Consider the following 19,254-nt stretch of genomic DNA (forward strand, 5'->3'; position numbering starts at 1 on the left):
ATCTGTCAGTATAAAACAACTTGTTCAGAGGTGGACTGCGTATGACCAAAACCCAGCGTTTGATTGAACTCATGATGCGAGTGTATGACAAACCAACGTTCACCGTGGATGAGATGGCTGCTGAATTCGGAGTTTCTTATCGCACCATGCTCCGATATTTACATGAGCTTAGTGGAATGGGCGTGCCCTTATACGCAGAGCCCGGGCGACGAGGAGGATATTCCCTGCTGCAATCCGCCAACCGAACAGCCGGCATAACAGGGCAACGAATCGTCAGCTCAGATCCATTCCAACGGATTATACGGCCGCAGACCTATGTAATTGGCCTTGAGTTCCAGGCTCCTTTTACAGCAGTATATATGGCAAAAGTAATGATTCCCAAGCTGTGGGTGGAATTGGGCCGCAGACAACACGAAATCCCCCGCCAAATCAGGACGGGGGTGAAGACGGGCGTATCCCTGAGCCGTACACGCCTCTATCACTATATTGCCGGAGTGGAGGTCTCCCACTTCCACGACGTGCCGGAAGGCATGGTCGGTATTATCCTTCCAACCCGTGAATATGCCGTGTATACACATCAGGGGGATCCGGATCGGGCAGAGATCGATCAAACGCACCTCCTGCTCATGGATAAGCTGCGGCAGCGTGGCTTGGAACCCGACCTCTTGGCCTACGCCTTGGAGATCCGGGAATCCGGTGATTCCTCCAGCATGAACATGCACATTCCATTGCGTGATTCTAATCCTTCTGACGGCTCGCCAGAATTTGTTTATAGACCTCAATAGCCGCCTGTCTGGATGCTTTCAGATCTACAATCGCATCTTGGCGGGGCTGATGAATGTCCTTGCTGTGCAAATCCTTCAGATCCGGCAGCCATTTGCGGATATAATCTCCTTGAGGATCATACTTCTCCGACTGTGTTACAGGGTTGTTCACCCGGAAATACGGAGCCGCATTCTCGCCGAGTGAAGCGCACCATAACCAGTTTCCCCGATTCTGGATGTTGTCGTAATCCAGCAGTTTGCGCCTGAAATAGGCCTCGCCCCGTGTAAACGGACACTGCAGGTTTTTGGTAAGAAACATCGCTGTCAGAATACGTAGCCGGTTCGGCATGCGTCCTGTCTCATTTAGTTCTGTCATCGCAGCATCAATAATCGGGATACCTGTTTCCGCCTTGCACCAACGTTCGAAGTGATACTCACTTAGCAGCGACAGATCGTATACCTTTTCATATGTAAAATAGTGACTCTCGTATACCGCACGATACAGGTAGAAGTCGCGGAAGCACAACTGTCTGATCCATTCCTCCGACTGCTCCGTTCGGTAAGCTGCCTCATACATCTTGCGAATCGACACTGCACCTACCGACACATAGGAGCTAAGATGACTAGGCTCATACGCCTCGTATTCATCCCGATGTTCCCCATACTCCGCAATGCGCTCCTTCAGGAAACCATCCAGCAGCACATGAGGATCTTCCACCGGCTCAACATCCAGCAGCTCTTCGGGTACCCGGAATGCCTCCGGCCACTCTATACATTGATTACTCACCTTCACATCGGCCACCGATAAGGCTGAAGGAGGATTGGGGAATTCATTCATAAACTCCACCCAGCGTCTGTGAAATGCAGCAAACACTTTATAAGGCTCCGATTTTCCCGTAAAATCAGCGAACCGCGGAAGATCAATCAGCAGATGATCGGTCAGCTGCGTGAATGCGACCTGGTATCCTTCAGTGACTTTGCGTATGGTGCGATCCCTGTCGATTGCATAAGGTGTCATGTCACGATGTACAACGACTTCATCAATAAGACCTTCCATTTGTCCCAAAATGTAATCCACGACTTCTGCCGGCTTGCCGTGTGCCAGATGCAGCGTCTTGCCCGCTTCCCGGTACTGTCTGCCAAGCCCGGCTGCATGCCTCAGAAAGTTGATACCGCTGTGATCCTTCTCGCGGCCCTGCCGCAGCAAAAAGGGGTCATAGATGAACAAATGCAAGCTCTCATCATCCTGGTTCCGCAAATAATCAAATGCATTCAGATCATCCGTACGCAAATCTTTGCGATGTATGAATAGTTTCACTGACATCCTCCCGCCTGGCCTCTGCTTACTTCGCCGTCAATTCATGAAAGAGACGACTTGTCTCCGGTTCCGGCTGATGCCCCAGATCCTCCAAGAGAGTCCTCGCAAACGATGAATATAGTTTGAGTATGGCTTGGCCATCACCCATGGATGCATATACCCTCATCATTAATCGGCAAATGTCTTCGGCATAAGGCTCCCGTTCTTGTAACTCCAACAATTGCTCAATCGCATCTTTGCCACGTTCATGCTTCATGTTCCAATCGGCAAGATCCATGACCAATCTTATATATTTGCGCCTTAACTCACGGGCTTTCGCTTGCGACCATTGGTAATCATGTTCTTCTAGATAATCTCCACGATATAACAATACGATTTCCCGCAGATCTTCCACATTATCCGGCGTAACCTCGGCATACCCCACACCCAGCTCAAACTGCTCCACATCGCTGACCAAGTTACCCGGCAGCAAACGATAGCGGTTCATGTTGTACTCCAGTTTACCTGTCATGCTCCATTCCTTCAGCAGTTTGCGGATTTGGTATACCGATGTATGCAGATGGGTTAAGCCCTTCTCCAGGGTTACGTCAGCCCATAACTTATCAAGCAGAATCTCTTTGCTTACCCATTCTCCGCGATGGTGAAACAGAAACGCAAACAACTCCTGTGATTTCGTAGTCCTCCACTTATGTTTGGTTGCTTCCGGTCCCAAGCTTCTATAGATATCCAGATGTTTAAAGGTGAGCAGGCCGGGTAACTCGACGTCGCTCTGGGCAGCCTCTGCACCTGGTTCCTGTACTTCAGATGTCACTGCAATTTCAGGCATGGCAGACATCCAGGAAGCAATCCGGTCAATCGTCTTGCGCAATCTTGCCGAGCTCACCGGCTTCAATACATAATCCAATGCGTGCAGCTCAAATGCCTCAACCGCATGATCCGCGTACGCGGTTACAAATATAATTCGAATGTTATTATCCAGTTGCTGTATATACTCAGCCGCTTCCAGTCCGTTCATCTCTGGCATGCCAATGTCCAGAAACACGACATTGACGCGTTCCTTTGCCAGAAAATCCAATCCATCACGGGCTGTTGAAAAACATTGCACGGGTGTAATCCGTCCGTCCGACAGTAACAGGCGCTCCAGATGGAGCTGCGCTGGCTTCTCGTCATCGATTACAATGGCTCTCACCGTTCTCCCAGCCTCCTGCCCTTACTTATTTCTTTAGCTCAATACCCAAGGTATATCCATCGCTCATTAAACTGTTAACCATTATGACCTGGCTCGGCACAATTTGAAGATTATTAACCTCTCGATAAAGGGATATGGAAACGAATTTGCGTTCCTTTGCCCACATGACTCTGAATATTCAACCCTTCGCCATACAGAGCTGCTAAACGTCGGTTTATATTTTGCAGCCCTACGCCTCCAGGCCCTTCCGTTCGACCCGAATTCACCTGGGCCAGGCGCTCCGGAGGGATGCCCACACCATTATCCTCAACCTGGACGATCACCCGATTGTCTTCTCTGGCAATCCTCAAAGACACTGTTCCACCCGCGGCTCGCTCCATGACACCGTGACGGATGGCATTTTCAACAAGCGGCTGGATACTGAGCGGGGGCACATAGATGCGTGCATCAGGGTCTATATCATAGTTGACCACCAGTCGCTCCTCAAACCGGGCCTGTTCCAGATGTACGTAGGATTCGACCAGTTCAAGTTCCTTGGACAGCGGCACCAGCTGATCCCGGTTCTGGAAGTCGAAGCTTCCACGCAAGTAGTGACTCAGTTCAATCAACAGATCCGTAGCTTTGTCAGGATTAACAGCGCAGGTCGCAATGATGACATTAAGTGCGTTATATAAAAAGTGCGGTTTGATCTGTGCCTGCAAAAAAGCCATTTCTGTTCGAATTGCGCCCTGAACAGAAGCTCGCATGTCGATCAAGGTACGTACTCTGGCACGCAGCTCCCCCGCATCCACAGGCTTGCTCAGGAAATCGTTCGCCCCGGCCTGGAAACCCAGCCTGATATCTTCAGGCAATCCGCGTGCCGTCAGCATCAGAATTGGCAATTCCGAGAGGGAATTGTGCTCTCGCAGCTTACGGCATAATTCAATTCCGGACATCCGCGGCATCATCCAGTCGGTGATAACCAGATCAATTCCAGGGTATTGTTCTCGCAGCTTCAAGGCTGCTGCCCCGCTGTCGGCAGATATGACCCGATATCGCTCTGTCGATAACAGATTGAACAGCACCTGGCGGTTCACCGGATCATCATCCACAATCAGAATGGTATGCTCTGCTTCCAAACTCTCTTCTAACTCGTCCAGTTCTGTAGGCATAACTTCAGTATCATGGGTATGTTGTGCAGCTACATAGCTTGCCGCAGCCGGCTTGTGCCCGGTATGAAGAAGAGTTGTCTTGGCAACCGGCAGGGTGAAATGAAAAACCGAGCCTTTACCCGGTTCCGATTCAACCCAGATCCTTCCTCCACCCAGCTCTACGAGCTTGCGTGAAATACTAAGACCGAGCCCTGTACCCCCACTGATTCTCTCACCGGTACCATTTTCCTGCTCGTAGGATTGGAATATATCCTCAAGCTTCTCGGGAGCAATGCCAACTCCGGTATCTGCCACGGACATCCTGACTTGATCCCCATTAACACGTGCGTATAGCCGTATTTCGCCTTGCTGTGTGTACTTGTATGCATTACCTATCAAATTATATAGAATTTGCCGCAGCCGATCTTCGTCCGCTTCGACAAGCGGCAGGGAGGAAGGCCACTGTTGGATTAATACAATCGGTTTGTCTCCAAAGGTGAACCCCGATACTTCAACCACTGTGCGGGCAACCGATTCCAGATCCACGGCCTCCCGTTTCAATTCAATTTCACTATTCTTGAGCTTGGAGAAATCGAGAATGTCGTTAACCAGCAGAGAAAGCCTTTTCCCTGTTGAAGTGATCATGGACAGGTTTCTGGCCTGTTTCGGCGTCACTGCGCCTGCCGCGCCTTCCAGCATGGACTGGGCGATATTAATGATGCCATGCAGCGGGGTTCTCAGCTCATGAGATGTGTTGGCCATGAATTCATCCTTCAGACTGTCGATTACAAGCAAACGCTCGGATAAGGCCTCCACTTCACGGAAGGACTGTGCGAACCGAATTGCGGTAAGAATCATCTGAGCAAAAACAAACAATAACAGCTCGTACAGCGCGAGAAACGTCGTATCCTGCGTCGTAAATGCACCAATGGTATACAGAATAACGACCATCAAGATGCTCATCATGCTGATCAGCACGTAATGGCTGTCGTTAGGCCGTTTTTTCAACCAATAGAACATGGCTCTCAGGGTGTATACGATGACACTGAGCGAAATCATCAGCATGGCCAGCTCCAGATGGGAGAACAGGGCCGGAGACACAGTAAGCCCAATGATGCTCTGCACAATAACCAGTGTTACTCCCAGACGGACGTACCCTTTGTGGATCGCACCCGGAACGAGTGCATCCATATAGCGAAGCAGATAGTAATAGGCAAATGCCGAACTCAGTAATTGAAGCCTTAGAATTTCATCATTTGGCAGAAATGGTACAAAAGTACCCAGCAGTTTCTCCCCATGAGTGAGTGCGTACATCCCCCCCGAGAGACTGAACAAGCCCAGGTAACGAAGTTCCTTCTCACTCCGGCGCAGCAGGAACAGAAGCAGGAAAAACGCAGCAGGAAGAATAAACCCGAAGAGGGTCATCAGATCCTTAAGCCAATCCCTCTGCTGGCTGTACAGGATGCTATGTTCATCTCCAAATAATACGGAAGCGACGATTCCCCCTGAGGAATATGAATAATTGGAAACCTGAATGATAATGTCCGCATGGTCTCCCTCAATAGAGGTGAATCCGGTAAAGGGTAGGTTGTACTGGATATCCGTTTCCCTTGTTTCTCCAGGCAGTCCCTTGCCGCCAATTTCTTTGCCATCGATGAAGATACGGTGTGCCATACGGATATTTTGGGTACGAATGCCATAGTCATTTTTCTCGAAACCGGGTTTGATTCTGACACGCAAGTGGTATGTTCCGTATCCATGGGCTTCCCCCATCGACTTGTTCCACCGAGCCGGAACCTGGATTGCTGAGACAGGTCCAAGTGGTTTGCGCCCGGATAGATCTGCCTCGAAGTCGATCGGGGTTAGCAATTGATTAGGATAGAAATTCCAAGTCCCGTCCAATGTCGCTGCACCCTTTTTATTAAAATCCCATTTAGACAAATCTATAACGCCTTGTTTGGCTACCGGATTCCCGCGCTCGGATACAATACCTTGCACGATCCACCCAACGGGAAAGACAATGATACAAATGAAACTAATTGTCAGCATGATCCAGTGTTTTCTCATCTATGTAATCCTTCCGCCTCGTGACGATAGACGTCAGTTTTTGTCGGTTTATCTTCATCATCCATGTTACACGTTTCTGCTGCTGACGGAAATAGAAGGAAACCACAAGAATCACATTTTTGCATAAACAAAAAAAACTGCCAGCTTATCAACCAGAATATACTCCTGATCAACGCTGACAGTCCTCTATTATTGGCTCACAACCTGAGCCAGCTTCTGTACGATACCTGTCCAGCCCTGCTCCATCCGTTCACGCACGATGGCATGTGCCTGTCCAAATTCAGTGAGTTTATCGGCATCCCATCCGCTGTGAATCAACGTAAAGGCTGTACCTTCCGGCTGCTCAGCCAGTTCGAAACGAAGTGTCCAATCCTTGCCCCATTGAAACGACAGCTTGTGTGGTGCCTGAACTTCCGTCACCCGGCAGGGTGATTTTCCGAAAGGTCCGGCCTCCAGCACGAATTCATGGCCCTCAACCGGCTCCAGATTGCTGGGCATAAACCAGCTTTCCATGCCTTCTGCTGTCGAGACTGTCTTCCATACTTTCTCCACAGGTGCATGGAGCACTAATTGCTGCCGAATATCCGGCAGTGCGCTTGATGATGATGCCATCCTATCGCCTCCTAAAATATATATTACTCATTGTTTGGGATGAGAGGATGTGTGTCAAATGTGTTCATTTAACAACTGAATCTTTACATTGACACTCCTCTCAAACCCATCCTATAATTGGCGCCTATTGCATAAAAAGTGTGTTATTCCTATGTTAGTCTGCTCTGAACCATTGAATTCCAACCGTTTGGTTTTGAGGTCGCTCGAAGTGCATAAGTGCATGAATACACTACGCTTCCCCCATGCAAAATCAGGCCACAGCATAAGGTTAACCCTTGCTGTGGCCTGTCTTAGGAACCTGTAAACCTGGTCCGTGAGCATTTTGCAAAATGCTGCAGTGTACGATTAGTATCCGCGGGAATATTGCTCGGCAATCGCTGCCTTATCCTTGCTGACACCCAGTGCCAATGCCGCATGGTTGGCCCAATACGGATCGCGCAGCATGCCTCTGCCGACTGCAACCAGATCAGCATCCCCGTTGCCAATAACGGCTTGAGCCAGAGCTGAATCATCCAGCAATCCCACCGCAATTACAGGAACGTTCAATTCTTCACGGAAACGGCGGGCAAATGGAACCTGATATCCTGGGTAGTTCCCCGGTTTCCGTTGTCCTGCAGGTCCTTCTCCGCCGGAGCTGATGTGGAATATGTCCACGCCTGCTTCTTGATAGGCACGACCAACTTCAATGGTATGGTCAATATCATAACCACCATCGGCGTACTCTACTGCTGAAATGCGCATAATGAGCGGCATGTCTTCCGGCATTTCCTTTTTCACCGCACGAACGATCTCAACGCCAAAACGAGACAGGTCCTGTCCGTACACATCTTCCCGATGGTTCATCAACTTCGAATGGAACTGGTGAATGAGGTATCCATGCGCTCCATGCAGTTCAATCGCGTCCACTCCAGCCTGTACTGCACGGCGGACACCATCCGCAAACTTCTGTACCATGGCCTCTACTTCTTCTGTAGTTAACGCACGCGGCTCCCGGTAGTCTTCTCCCGGGAAAGTGACCACCGATGGAGCAACCGGCTGTTTTGCATCCTCTGCTTTTCGTCCCGCATGAGCGATCTGAATGGCAACTTTCGAGCCGTGAGCATGCATGCCCTCTACCAGTTTGGCAAAAGCGGGTATATGTTCGTCGGACCAGATGCCCAGATCATGATCGGTAATGCGTCCATCCGGTTCAACATCAGTCATCTCGATCACGATCAGTCCTGTACCCCCAACGGCACGACTTACGTAGTGAACCTGATGCCAGTCATTCGGGATACCATCCTTGGCCGTTACGGAATATTGGCACATGGGTGCCATGACTATACGGTTATTCAGTTGAAGCCCCTTGAACTGATAGGGGGAAAATAAAGTCTCGGACATTTTGGTTACATCTCCTATTCAATATTATTAATATATGTTGAGGCAGTCCACTTGTTTTCCAGATCGAAAAACAGGAGCCCATTCTTGCCAACAATCTCTTACGCCAATCCTTCCATCATTCCTTATTATGAAGCAGCATCCCCCAAATACAAGTACGTACATTTTTGTGCCATAGTACCCTTTTTGATACCTAAACTTTCATCTGCTGCCACTTGTGCCTTGCGCGAAGTACGCCCAAAACATGGTATGATACACTTATCGACACAAGAGATAATATACCCCACCTAATATAAGATGTATCAACCCTTACACGAAAACGGAGAGGGCAGAAACAACCTGTAGAAGCGAAGCCAAAAGCTTTCTGAAAGAAAGCTACTTCGTAAGCATAAACTCGCCTTTATCACTGGATTTTCACCTTTTAAATATAGAATCAAAAAAATCTGGGGATAACAGCGATCAGAAGGTTGTTCTGACCTCGTAGTTATTCGGTGTAAGACTGGTGATCCAACTTATATATCAACCCAAGCCAAAGGAGCGATCAATGGTGAAAGACATTTTAATCGAGCGACTGACGACTTATGCTCAAATGGATACTCAATCCGATGAAAGCAGTGAAACCTGCCCCTCAACACCTGGCCAACTGGCCTTGGGTGAATACCTTGTCAATGAGTGCAAATCCATTGGCTTACAGGATATAACGATGGATGAGAACGGTTATGTCATGGCTACCCTGCCATCCAACACGGACAAGGACGTTCCAGTGATTGGTTTCCTCGCTCACCTGGATACAGCCACCGACTTTACAGGCAAAAATGTCAAACCTCAGGTTATCGACAACTATGATGGTCAAGATATTGTGTTAAATCAGGAGCTGGATGTGGTACTGTCTACCACCGACTTCCCGGAACTGCGTGAATACAAAGGCCATACCCTCATGACAACGGATGGCACAACATTGCTGGGTGCGGACAATAAGGCAGGCATTGCCGAGATTATGACAGCGATGGCCTACCTGATCGATCACCCCGAGATCAAACACGGAAAAATCCGGGTGGCCTTCACTCCTGATGAAGAGATTGGGCGTGGGCCGCACAAGTTCGATGTGCCTGCTTTTGGAGCCAAATATGCCTACACCGTAGATGGTGGACCACTCGGAGAACTGGAGTACGAGAGCTTCAATGCGGCTGCAGCCAAAATTACGGTCAGAGGTACGAATGTGCACCCTGGAACAGCCAAAAACAAAATGGTGAATTCGGCCAAAATTGCCATGGAGTTTAACCGCCGTCTGCCTGCGGAAGAGGCACCTGAATTTACGGAGGGGTATGAAGGTTTCTATCACCTTCTGTCTATCGAAGGCGATGTGGAGCAGACGCAGCTGAGCTATATCATTCGCGATTTTGATCGGGAGAAGTTTGAAGAGCGCAAAGCTTATGTATTGAAGGTTGCGGAAGAACTCAAAGCCAAGTACGGAGAGAAAAGCATTACCGTACAGCTGAATGATCAGTACTACAATATGCGGGAAAAAATTGAGCCTGTACGCCAAATTGTTGATATTGCACACGAAGCGATGACCCGTCTGGATATTGAACCCATCATTCGTCCCATTCGGGGAGGAACCGATGGATCCCAGCTCTCGTATATGGGCATGCCTACACCGAACATCTTCACTGGCGGTGAAAATTACCATGGCAAATTCGAATATGTATCCGTCGACAACATGGTGAAGGCCACCCGTGTCATTGTGGAAATCGCCCAATTATTCGAAGACCGCGGAGATATCTAACAGAATTGCACCAAATCTCATAACGACTTGTTCAACAAACGAAGGCGAGGCACCCTTTTGCTTAAGGCATCAGGGTGCTCTTTGCAATTTACTCGAAGAGCTGGACCCGCACATAGAAAACAACATTTCATTCGTACATATTCCCCCCGGCAATCTGACGCAGCTGCTCCAGATTACAGATGACGATCTTGCGCTGTTCTTTCCGAATGATCTGCCGATCACAGAGATCATGGATCACCCGGTTCAAATGTCTGTAGCTGGTACCCAGCATATCTGCCAGCTCAGTCAGCTTGGAAGTTTGGATCTCTTCCGTAACCTGTTCACCTTGTTCCATCGTTGACAACAGGTAGCTGGCAAACCGGCTTTCCACGGGGTACAGCAGATTCAAGCTTGACAGGTTGGAGAAGGTGTACAGCTTATGGGTAACATGACTAAGCATAAAATGGAGAAACTTCGGATTTTCCGCATAGGTATTCTGAAGATAACGATAGCTCACGCCGAGCAGCAGGCTTTTATTGACGGATTCAACCGTATTTTTGGCTTCCTTCCCATTGACCAGCTCCAGATCACCTACAAGTGCAGGGGGTGTACTAAACCGGAGCAGCAAGGACTTTCCATTGGGAAGTGTTGTATAGATCTTGAGTTTACCTTCTACGAGAATATAGAATCGTTCCGGCCGTTCTCCCTTGGCACATATCATTTCACCCTTGGAGGCTTCCAACAGTCTTAATTCAGCGAGTGCAGGCTCGTCCAGCACCTGATCCAGGCCATGTTCACGCGCAAGCTGACGCATTCGCCCAAAGTCCATGATTTCTCTCATTCCCGGTAACCCCCCCACCCAAGTATTTAATCCATAGAAATGGACATATGTCCCAATTTCGATATCCGTCTGCACAAATATCTTGATATAAAAACAGTTACAACTAGCACTTATATCCAATAAATCATTTTACATGGGAAATTTTCAAGACTTCGTCCGTAATTCGTCATTATTTTATTTAAAAATACAGTTAATGATAGCGCACTCTTATCCGATGATAGATAGAGCATTATGTACGTTTTTGAATCCACTCACAAATTGGAATACAGAAAGGATGGTTCGACGCCATGAATGTTGTAGATGCACTTCTGAAAGTTATGCCTTATATTAGTCTGATTCTTAGGGAACCAGCCGGTTTGACCGTGTATGATCATGAGAAAGTCTTGTACGCAGTCCCCACTGAGAAATTTAATCTCGGTTTCAATGCAGGGGAGCCGCTGCTCGATGATTATAAAAACTTTACCGCTCTGACCAATGGACGTGAAGCTTCACTCACCCACCTGCCTGCGGAAGTCTATGGGATCGAGCTGGATATTCTGAATATCCCTATCTTTGATGACAATAACGAGGTTGCTGCCATTTTCTGTGTGTCCTACGATCAATCCAACCAGAATCAGCTTGAAGCCATTATCCAGGAAAATCAATCGATTAATAGCAACCTGGTGGAGATGGTACAGCACGTTGCCGCTCATGCCGAAGAATTGCAGGCAACTAGTGAACAGATCCTGGAGAACACACGTCTTGCTGTTCAAAACTCTTCCCAAATCAACAAGGTGGCCGGGTTCATTCGTGAAATCTCCGAACAAACCAACCTCCTTGGACTCAATGCCGCAATCGAAGCTGCCCGCGTAGGCGAGGCCGGTGCAGGCTTTGGCGTTGTCGCTTCTGAGGTACGCAAACTCTCTGTAGATGCGAAGCAGGCCACTAGCGATATCGATATCAGTCTAAAAGATGTTCAACAGGTTATCAAACAAATGGAAGTGGAAGTTTCGCAGATTGCTGCTTCTTCCCAAGAGCAGGCTACCCTTGTCTCCTCCTTCACGGATGTCATTGAGAAACTGAATGAAACTGGCGATCGCATGAAGATGCTGGCAGACCAGCTTATCAGCTACTCTGTTCATACCAAGTAAGCTTGTTCCCAACATTCATATGTAACCTGAGGTATAAACCAAATTTAAACAGGACGCCGTGAACCCGATCAGGGCATTACTGGCGTCCTGTTTTTCAATCTTATTTTATATCATATCAAGCATTTACATGCCAGGTTCCCTAAGCTTGCTTCGCAATCTCCATTTTTGGGTTCCCCTTCGCATCAGCCTCAGATTCCCAACATTCCACCTCGCCCGGAATACGGATACGGTCACGGGTAAAGACGGGGTCATGCCCCTCCGCCTTCTGTTTTTTGTAATCCTTCAGCGCTTCAAACGTCACTTTGGACAACATGAGAATGGCAATCAGATTGACGACTACCATCAGTCCCATGAAGAGATCAGCAAGATCCCAGACCAACTGCACTTTTGCTACAGCACCAAACAATACCATTGCGATGACGCAGATTCGGTACACCCACAGCCACATCTTATTGGACTTGATAAACTCAATGTTGGTCTCCCCATAATAATAATTCCCGATGAGTGTACTAAAGGCAAACAGGAATACCATCACGGCCAAAAATCCGGAGGCCCAGGAACCGATGTGCATACTTAATGCTGCCTGGGTCAATTCGATGCCTCCCAGATTGGAACCTTTGTATACCCCTGACAGCAAGATAATCATGGCTGTGCTTGTACAAATGACAAGTGTATCGGTCAGTACGCCAAAAGCCTGAATAAGCCCTTGTTTCACCGGATGTGTTGTATCTGCCGTTGCCGCTGCATTAGGCGCACTACCCATTCCTGCCTCATTGGAGAACAAGCCCCGCTTGACGCCGTTCATTAGTGCAGCACCCAATGTACCACCAGCCACCTGTTCAATGCCGAAGGCATTTTTTACGATCAACACAATCATTGCCGGAAGCTGAGTGATATTCGCCAGCACAACAAATGCAGCCACCCCGATATACAGCACAGCGAGGACAACAACGATATATTCGGACGCCTTGGCAATACGTTTCACGCCGCCCATAATAATTCCGGCAAAGATTACCGCCATAACAATACCTACCGTCAACCGATCCAACCCGAACGAGTTTTGGAATGCCACGGTAATGGTATTGGACTGCACAGCATTAAAGACAAGACCAAACGATAGTGTTATGAGGATTGCAAACAATACCCCCATCCAGCGTTTGCCCAATCCACGTTCCATGTAATAGGCCGGACCCCCGCGGAAGCCTCCGTTATCCTTAACCTTATAAATCTGTGCCAGCGTGCTCTCCACAAAACTGGAGGCTGATCCAATGATGGCAATGACCCACATCCAGAACACAGCCCCCGGTCCCCCAAGGGCAATAGCCAGTGCAATTCCCGTGATATTCCCCGTTCCCACACGGGCAGCCATGCTGATACAGAACGCTTGAAACGGCGAAATCTTGCCTGCTTCCTTGCTCTTGGGTTCAGTCAGCACTTTAACCATATCTCCGATCATGCGGAACTGCATGAAACGGGTCTTGGTGGTGAAGTAAATCCCGCATACAACCAGCAGTATAATTAACAGCTTGGACCATAAAAAATCGTTGAAAATAACGACAATATCTTGTATTGTTTGCTCCATCAGGATTACCTCTCCAATTCGTATATTGTTAAACAGCATCCCAGCTACATGTCTGAGCGTAAAATCTCCATACTATTGCATATGGGATCCATTGCATAATTTTGAAGTGATAACGGCTCGTTCGAATCGGCGTTTGTACCATTTCACATATTCAATGGCCATTCCAGTCGGATGTTACCTATACTACAGTCATATCTACGAAAACCGACATATACCTACATCCAACATTGTATTTTTTTTGTGAATGGACAGAATTCAGTGAAACTCTGTTACTTTATCTGACATATTGTTCTTTTTAATTGGACGAGGGCTTCTATGCAGAAAGTGAACTACGAAGTATGATAGGAAGAAAAATGAACCACGATCGCGACGGTTACTCCGTCTGCAACATACATGGGGCCAAAAGACATCCGGTGAGGAGAAAGGAGGATACTATGCGTTATTTTATCGTGGATGATGATCCTGGCGTTCGTTCCATGCTGATGGATATTATTGAAGACGAGGGATTGGGCGAGATTGCCGGAGAAGCGGAGGATGGCGCTCACATTCATGCGGAACTGCTCGAACTGCACAAGGTGGATGTGCTTCTGATTGATCTGCTCATGCCCCATCGGGACGGGATTCAGACCGTACGGGCATTGGAAGGAAGGTTTGAAGGCAGGATTGTTATGATCTCGCAGATTGAATCGAAAAGCATGATTGGCGAAGCCTATTCGCTCGGCATTGAATACTACATTACGAAGCCGATTAATCGGCTGGAGATTCTGTCCGTCCTGCGTTTGGTTGATGAACGTCTGCGTATGCAGCAATCCATTCAGGATATTCAGCGAACATTGCAGGGATTAACCGGGCTTCCATCTGCCGGACGTCATGCTGCACCTGTTCCGAGCAAAACAATTGCAACAGCAGGACATTTCCTTCTGTCCGAGATGGGCATGATCGGGGAAGCGGGCAGCAAGGATCTGCTGGACATGCTGGAATATCTGGAGCAGATCGAAACAGAGGATCAGACACTGTCCCCGTACATGTTTCCGTCGCTCAAGGATATCTTTCAGAATATAGCTATTCGCAAGCTGGGAACGGATGCCTCCGCTACGGAGATCACCAAAGAGGTCAAGGCTTCCGAGCAGCGTGTCCGCCGGGCGATATTCCAGACATTAAGTCATGTGGTCTCACTGGGATTGACGGATTATACGCATCCCAAGTTTGAGAATTACGCATCGAAGTTCTTCGACTTCACCGAGATTCGCAAGAAAATGCTGGAGCTGCAAAACAATGTGGAGCCTTCCCTGTCCCAAACCCGAATTAACACCAAAAAGTTTGTCCAAGTGCTGTACATGGAAGCCAAACGGATTTTACATTGAAATAGTCCCCAAAACGCATGCGGGCATGAATGAACAGGAATGCAGCAGCTATGGATGCTGTCCTTCCCGTTATGTTCATGCCCGCATTCGTCGTATGTACTCATCTATAGTTGTCCCGATATAGGAATCTTTAATTTCTTGTCTGGCTTCGATTCATTCGATTGTATTCGTTGATCAACTCATCCAATGCCATGGACTGCCTTATGACATCCGGATGCCCAAGCCCACCCTCGTGACGTTCTACCAACATATGAAGGTTATGTCTGGCTTTCTCGATTTGATTTTTCAACTCCAAACTCATAACCATGCCCGTGACCTCCTTATTTCTGTGTTATATTTTAGTTTTTACTGTCAATCTATAGTTGGATTAACATTTGGCATAGTCGGCATGGATGTTTTGTATTCTCCCCCAGATTTTGAAAGCCATGAATGTGGATGATCGCATCAAGATGAAAAAGCCGCGATACTATGCCTTTTATGCAGATCATGTGCTATTTGTGCATCCATGTTTTCATTCGATCGCCTACTCTTCACTAGATTGTGTCTTTATTGTGTATTTTGGAAAATGTACGATAAATAAACACCTCTCATGTATGCAAGCTAACCAGTAGAGGTTAGCCTGTATGCTATAGAGAGATGCCCAATCGATCAGATTATCGGATTATTGAGTAACCTTTATTTTGATCACTTCACTTGTTACTGAAACAATTTCATTGATCCATTCCACATGGTACTCTATTCGTCTGGAGCGCGATCAGCAATTACAGTTGTGGCCGTCTGTGCATTAGGAGATGATGCCGCAGTTAGCTGCCATTGATTTCTAACATAGTCTTAACAGCAGATCTTTTCCTCTCTCCAAGGTGAACAAATTCCTTTTCATAACCGGGCCATTCAGGTACAATAGGGCGATGTGTGTGTCCGGACCCGGCGGATACGAAAGTTTATAGAGGATCGTATCCTGTATACCATCCTGATTTGATATCATTGGAGGCTCATCAACACCATGCAAACCGATTCACGGACTCAAGTTAAAATCATAAACGCCGATCCCAGCGCGATGGGATTATTTGGGCTGGCTATCGTGACCCTGGTCGCTTCCTCCCAGAAACTCGGAATTACGGACGGACTCAGCTACGCGATCCCGTGGGCAATCTTCCTGGGAGCATTTGCACAGCTGTTCGCCTGTATCCAAGACTCCAAACGCAACAATACATTTGGCACAACCGCTTTTGGTGCATACGCATTTTTCTGGTTTGCGATGGGTGCCAATTGGCTGATTAAAATGGGCGTGTTTGGTTCCACTCTGGCAGAACAGGCCGATGGCAAGCAGCTCGGATTTGCTTTTGCCGGATACCTCGTGTTCACTTTATTCATGACGCTGGGCGCTGTGGAAGCCAACAAAGTACTGCTCATCATCTTCATTCTGATTGACTTCCTGTTCCTTGGCCTGACGTTTGATGCTTTCGGCGTGGCTCCTCATATCTTCCATACCATTGCAGCGTATGCAGAATTGGGTATTGGAATCGTGTCACTCTACGGCACTGGAGCTTCGGTACTGAATGCTCACTTTGGCTATACGTTTCTGCCTATCGGCAAACCGTCCGGCATCTTCAAAGCCAAGGCTTAATATATTGCAATACCAAACCGCCCGCGCGCCGGTCCGCGCCTGGCGGTTTTTTTGGCAATGATGTTTGAATATGAGTTTGCAGGGCACCTATACTAGGAATAACACCAATAGATGATAGACCTGGCACAGATCTGCAAAGACGCAGCAGCCATGGGGTCAGGAGGAAGAAAAATGAGAGAAATACCCCAACCTACGGAGTCTGAACAGGTGGAGAAGAAATATGTACGTGAAACACGCTGTTTCAAGACCGCACGGGTATTCCCGACGGATGTTAACAACCACAACACTTTATTTGGCGGCAAGCTGATGTCTTACATTGATGACATTGCATCCATCGCTGCTTCCAAACTATGCCGGGTAAATACAGTAACGGCTTCAACCGATTCAGTCGATTTTCTGTATCCCATTAATCCAACGGATTCCGTCACGCTGGAATCATTCGCAACCTGGACGGGACGCAGCTCCATGGAGATTTTTGTGAAGGTTATTCGCGAGGACTTGAAGACAGGGGAGAAAAAGATTGCCGCAACGGCATTTCTGACCTTTGTGGCCTTGGATGAAAATAATCGCAAACTCATCGTTCCCCGGATCATTCCGGAGACGGAAGAAGAGAAGAAACTATACGAGACCGCTCCGGATCGGGCGGCCATGCGGAAGCAGCGGCGGGAAGAGAGCAAAAAATTCGCTGACTTCCTTACCGTTACCTATCCTTGGGAGTAATTAAAACATTATCTGGATGTAGCCGGATATGTGGACACTGCTCTACTATCCGGCAGTTCTCCGCCCATGGAGACAGTCCATTGCTGATACTTCCGATACGCCGCTCCGCTCTCAAGCAGACTCTGGCAGGTGTATACGCCCTCTTCAATCGAACCAACGCGGCCTGTCACATACAGTCGGAAGCCAGCGTTCAGCAAGACCTGGTTGACAAAGGCGATATGCCCCTCTCCGCTCAGCACCGATTCTGCCACTTCCAGCTGCTTGGCAGCCGTCCATGCCACCTCGGGTACAGGTATATCCAGCTCGTAAGCTGCAGGGTCCACCAATTCCAGTCTCGTATCCCCGTTTTCCACAGCATAAACACGTGTAGGTCGGTCAATATACAGGTCTTCCGAACCTTCCATCCCCTGTACCACGTAAGCCCGGCGGTATTCAAAGCGGGTTAGCAGCTTCGCAATCCGATCCAGAAACGTATTATGAAATACACCGAAAACAAGATAAGGCGAATGGTTAAAATCAATCAGCTTCTCAGCTGTATTAAAAACCGTACGGAAGCCCAGTTCTTCACGCAAAGGTCTCAGCTGCCGAAGCGGAGCACACCATTCTTCAGAAGACACATACATGACATCTGTCCTCTGCGCAGCAATCCTGGCATCCTCCCGATCCATTTTCGTTGTATCAATACCCGATTCCCTCAGCAGCATAGACAAGGTTACCCCCCACTTGGGCGGTAAAGGCTCACTTCCGTGCAATGTCACCGGAACCCCGGCTGCTGCCAATACAAAGGCTACCGGAAAAGTAGCCATAAACGATTTGGTTCGTCCGTCATAAGGGCCTGCGCAATCGAGTCCATCCTGAAATACGGACAGGCGATCTGTACTGTTCCGGCATGCATGGACGAAGGCTTCCAGCTCCTCGACATTTTCCATCTTCATCCGTTCCGCCATCAGAAAAGCAGCTGTCTGAGCAGGCGATACCTCCTGTCTCAGAATATGCTCGGCAACAGACAGCGCCTCGGCATAATTCAGATCACGCGAACCGCGTTTTCCACGTCCTACCTCCCTGAGAATCTCAGACATGTCCATGATGCGTCCTCCTTTCGATTAAGACTGGAGCAGCTGATGCGCCTTTACAATTGCCGTCGCTACATCCACCATTCGTTTGCGTTCATCCATCGCTCTCTTGCGTAACAGATCGTAAGCTTCCGATTCGGAGATCTGCTTCAAATCACATAAAATAGCCTTCGCCATATCAATCCATTTCCGATCTTCAAGCCGGGACTGCAGCTGTTTCCGCTCCTGCTCCCACTGCTTGCGTTCCATGCACCGCTTGGCTGCAAAATGCAGTGTCCAGTGAATTTCAGGCCCGATCATGGATGGGGTCAGTATTCCGTCCAATGAAGCTTCCAGCTCGCAAGATTCTACTGAGGAAGAGGCTGTATCCGGTGCGCACCACCATAACAATGGCGTGTTCGTTTTCCCCTTTCCCAGGCAGCGTACCCAATATTCCACATCGGACAGTGACAGATGCAGGATGGATGCCTCTGCTTCAGCAGACAGTTTCACAGCTTCTGTTTCGCTGTCTGTCACCTGCACATGGTACCCGTTTGCCCCAAGCAGTCTCTCAGGTGTAAGAGGGATTGCATCGGATGAGGCAGCTATCGTTGGTTCTACACGGATGACCAATAAAGATCGCATGATGGATCAATCCCTCCCTTAATGCATAGACAGAATTAGTTAACTTAAGCATCTAAACGTATCAGCACGAT

Annotated in this window: 16 protein-coding genes; 6 read left to right on the forward strand and 10 right to left on the reverse strand. The window is 48.4% G+C overall.

Translation table 11 applies throughout. The features are described 5' to 3' along the window. Window positions 1-41 precede the first annotated feature (41 nt). The gene (locus tag AB3N00_RS21480; RefSeq protein ID WP_413036403.1) at window positions 42-785 is read left to right on the forward strand and encodes an HTH domain-containing protein; all 744 of its coding nucleotides are present in this window, start codon (window positions 42-44) and stop codon (window positions 783-785) included. Here AB3N00_RS21480 and AB3N00_RS21485 read toward each other — a convergent pair. The 5 genes from AB3N00_RS21485 to AB3N00_RS21505 all read right to left on the reverse strand — a co-directional run bounded on the left by AB3N00_RS21485 (window position 739) and on the right by AB3N00_RS21505 (window position 8,460). Continuing rightward, window positions 739-2,088, reverse strand: coding sequence for a cryptochrome/photolyase family protein (locus tag AB3N00_RS21485; protein WP_413036404.1), 1,350 nt, complete (start codon window positions 2,086-2,088; stop codon window positions 739-741). The two genes, AB3N00_RS21480 and AB3N00_RS21485, sit on opposite strands and share 47 nt — an antisense overlap. A 19-nt stretch (window positions 2,089-2,107) precedes the next feature. Next, window positions 2,108-3,271 (reverse strand): response regulator, encoded by a 1,164-nt coding sequence (locus tag AB3N00_RS21490; protein WP_413036405.1) that lies wholly within the window; start codon window positions 3,269-3,271, stop codon window positions 2,108-2,110. 113 nt (window positions 3,272-3,384) lie between these two features. Next, window positions 3,385-6,450, reverse strand: coding sequence for an ATP-binding protein (locus AB3N00_RS21495; RefSeq protein WP_413036406.1), 3,066 nt, complete (start codon window positions 6,448-6,450; stop codon window positions 3,385-3,387). Between the two features lie 207 nt (window positions 6,451-6,657). Then, window positions 6,658-7,080 (reverse strand): SRPBCC family protein, encoded by a 423-nt coding sequence (locus AB3N00_RS21500; protein ID WP_413036407.1) that lies wholly within the window; start codon window positions 7,078-7,080, stop codon window positions 6,658-6,660. Between the two features lie 345 nt (window positions 7,081-7,425). Continuing rightward, window positions 7,426-8,460 (reverse strand): NADH:flavin oxidoreductase/NADH oxidase, encoded by a 1,035-nt coding sequence (locus AB3N00_RS21505; RefSeq protein WP_413036408.1) that lies wholly within the window; start codon window positions 8,458-8,460, stop codon window positions 7,426-7,428. A 544-nt stretch (window positions 8,461-9,004) separates the two neighbouring features. On the opposite strand from AB3N00_RS21505, the gene pepT reads away from it, so the two are divergent. After that, window positions 9,005-10,243 (forward strand): peptidase T, encoded by a 1,239-nt coding sequence (gene pepT, locus AB3N00_RS21510; RefSeq protein ID WP_413036409.1) that lies wholly within the window; start codon window positions 9,005-9,007, stop codon window positions 10,241-10,243. 127 nt (window positions 10,244-10,370) lie between these two features. Here pepT and AB3N00_RS21515 read toward each other — a convergent pair whose 3' ends face one another. After that, window positions 10,371-11,063, reverse strand: a complete 693-nt coding sequence (locus AB3N00_RS21515; protein ID WP_413036410.1) for a Crp/Fnr family transcriptional regulator — start codon at window positions 11,061-11,063, stop codon at window positions 10,371-10,373. 287 nt (window positions 11,064-11,350) lie between these two features. Between AB3N00_RS21515 and AB3N00_RS21520 the strand changes: the two genes are divergently transcribed. Beyond that, window positions 11,351-12,193 (forward strand): methyl-accepting chemotaxis protein, encoded by an 843-nt coding sequence (locus AB3N00_RS21520; RefSeq protein WP_413036411.1) that lies wholly within the window; start codon window positions 11,351-11,353, stop codon window positions 12,191-12,193. Between the two features lie 139 nt (window positions 12,194-12,332). Here AB3N00_RS21520 and AB3N00_RS21525 read toward each other — a convergent pair whose 3' ends face one another. Beyond that, complete coding sequence (locus AB3N00_RS21525; RefSeq protein ID WP_413036412.1) at window positions 12,333-13,775, reverse strand: alanine/glycine:cation symporter family protein; 1,443 nt, start codon at window positions 13,773-13,775, stop codon at window positions 12,333-12,335. A gap of 434 nt (window positions 13,776-14,209) precedes the next feature. On the opposite strand from AB3N00_RS21525, the gene AB3N00_RS21530 reads away from it, so the two are divergent. Next, window positions 14,210-15,139 carry a response regulator gene (locus tag AB3N00_RS21530; RefSeq protein WP_413036413.1) on the forward strand — a complete coding sequence of 310 codons (930 nt, stop codon included), beginning with the start codon at window positions 14,210-14,212 and terminating at the stop codon, window positions 15,137-15,139. 130 nt (window positions 15,140-15,269) lie between these two features. Here AB3N00_RS21530 and AB3N00_RS21535 read toward each other — a convergent pair whose 3' ends face one another. After that, complete coding sequence (locus tag AB3N00_RS21535) at window positions 15,270-15,446, reverse strand: aspartyl-phosphate phosphatase Spo0E family protein (protein ID WP_413036414.1); 177 nt, start codon at window positions 15,444-15,446, stop codon at window positions 15,270-15,272. Between the two features lie 696 nt (window positions 15,447-16,142). Between AB3N00_RS21535 and AB3N00_RS21540 the strand changes: the two genes are divergently transcribed. Further along, the gene (locus AB3N00_RS21540; protein ID WP_413036415.1) at window positions 16,143-16,766 is read left to right on the forward strand and encodes an acetate uptake transporter; all 624 of its coding nucleotides are present in this window, start codon (window positions 16,143-16,145) and stop codon (window positions 16,764-16,766) included. Window positions 16,767-16,973: 207 nt separating this feature from the next. Beyond that, window positions 16,974-17,486, forward strand: coding sequence for an acyl-CoA thioesterase (locus AB3N00_RS21545; RefSeq protein ID WP_175397085.1), 513 nt, complete (start codon window positions 16,974-16,976; stop codon window positions 17,484-17,486). Window positions 17,487-17,494: 8 nt separating this feature from the next. Here the strand turns inward: AB3N00_RS21545 and AB3N00_RS21550 are convergent, their stop codons facing one another. Then, a complete protein-coding gene (locus AB3N00_RS21550) occupies window positions 17,495-18,571 on the reverse strand; it encodes an anthranilate phosphoribosyltransferase (protein ID WP_413036416.1) in 1,077 nt (358 codons plus the stop codon). A gap of 18 nt (window positions 18,572-18,589) precedes the next feature. Then, window positions 18,590-19,183 (reverse strand): ANTAR domain-containing response regulator, encoded by a 594-nt coding sequence (locus AB3N00_RS21555; protein ID WP_413036417.1) that lies wholly within the window; start codon window positions 19,181-19,183, stop codon window positions 18,590-18,592. Window positions 19,184-19,254: the final 71 nt, after the last annotated feature.

Origin of the sequence: Paenibacillus xylanilyticus, from assembly GCF_047246825.1 — a bacterium.
GTDB classification, from domain to species: Bacteria; Bacillota; Bacilli; order Paenibacillales; family Paenibacillaceae; genus Paenibacillus; species Paenibacillus xylanilyticus_B.

Excerpts from the sequence above, each read along its gene's own strand:
- AB3N00_RS21525 (WP_413036412.1), bottom strand. The coding sequence starts at position 13,775 with ATGGAGCAAACAATACAAGATATTGTCGTTATTTTCAACGATTTTTTA.
- AB3N00_RS21540 (WP_413036415.1), top strand. The coding sequence starts at position 16,143 with ATGCAAACCGATTCACGGACTCAAGTTAAAATCATAAACGCCGATCCC.
- AB3N00_RS21500 (WP_413036407.1), bottom strand. The coding sequence starts at position 7,080 with ATGGCATCATCATCAAGCGCACTGCCGGATATTCGGCAGCAATTAGTG.
- AB3N00_RS21520 (WP_413036411.1), top strand. The coding sequence starts at position 11,351 with ATGAATGTTGTAGATGCACTTCTGAAAGTTATGCCTTATATTAGTCTG.
- AB3N00_RS21550 (WP_413036416.1), bottom strand. The coding sequence starts at position 18,571 with ATGGACATGTCTGAGATTCTCAGGGAGGTAGGACGTGGAAAACGCGGT.
- AB3N00_RS21555 (WP_413036417.1), bottom strand. The coding sequence starts at position 19,183 with ATGCGATCTTTATTGGTCATCCGTGTAGAACCAACGATAGCTGCCTCA.
- AB3N00_RS21535 (WP_413036414.1), bottom strand. The coding sequence starts at position 15,446 with ATGGTTATGAGTTTGGAGTTGAAAAATCAAATCGAGAAAGCCAGACAT.
- AB3N00_RS21495 (WP_413036406.1), bottom strand. The coding sequence starts at position 6,450 with ATGCTGACAATTAGTTTCATTTGTATCATTGTCTTTCCCGTTGGGTGG.
- AB3N00_RS21530 (WP_413036413.1), top strand. The coding sequence starts at position 14,210 with ATGCGTTATTTTATCGTGGATGATGATCCTGGCGTTCGTTCCATGCTG.
- AB3N00_RS21505 (WP_413036408.1), bottom strand. The coding sequence starts at position 8,460 with ATGTCCGAGACTTTATTTTCCCCCTATCAGTTCAAGGGGCTTCAACTG.
- AB3N00_RS21485 (WP_413036404.1), bottom strand. The coding sequence starts at position 2,088 with ATGTCAGTGAAACTATTCATACATCGCAAAGATTTGCGTACGGATGAT.
- AB3N00_RS21515 (WP_413036410.1), bottom strand. The coding sequence starts at position 11,063 with ATGAGAGAAATCATGGACTTTGGGCGAATGCGTCAGCTTGCGCGTGAA.
- AB3N00_RS21480 (WP_413036403.1), top strand. The coding sequence starts at position 42 with ATGACCAAAACCCAGCGTTTGATTGAACTCATGATGCGAGTGTATGAC.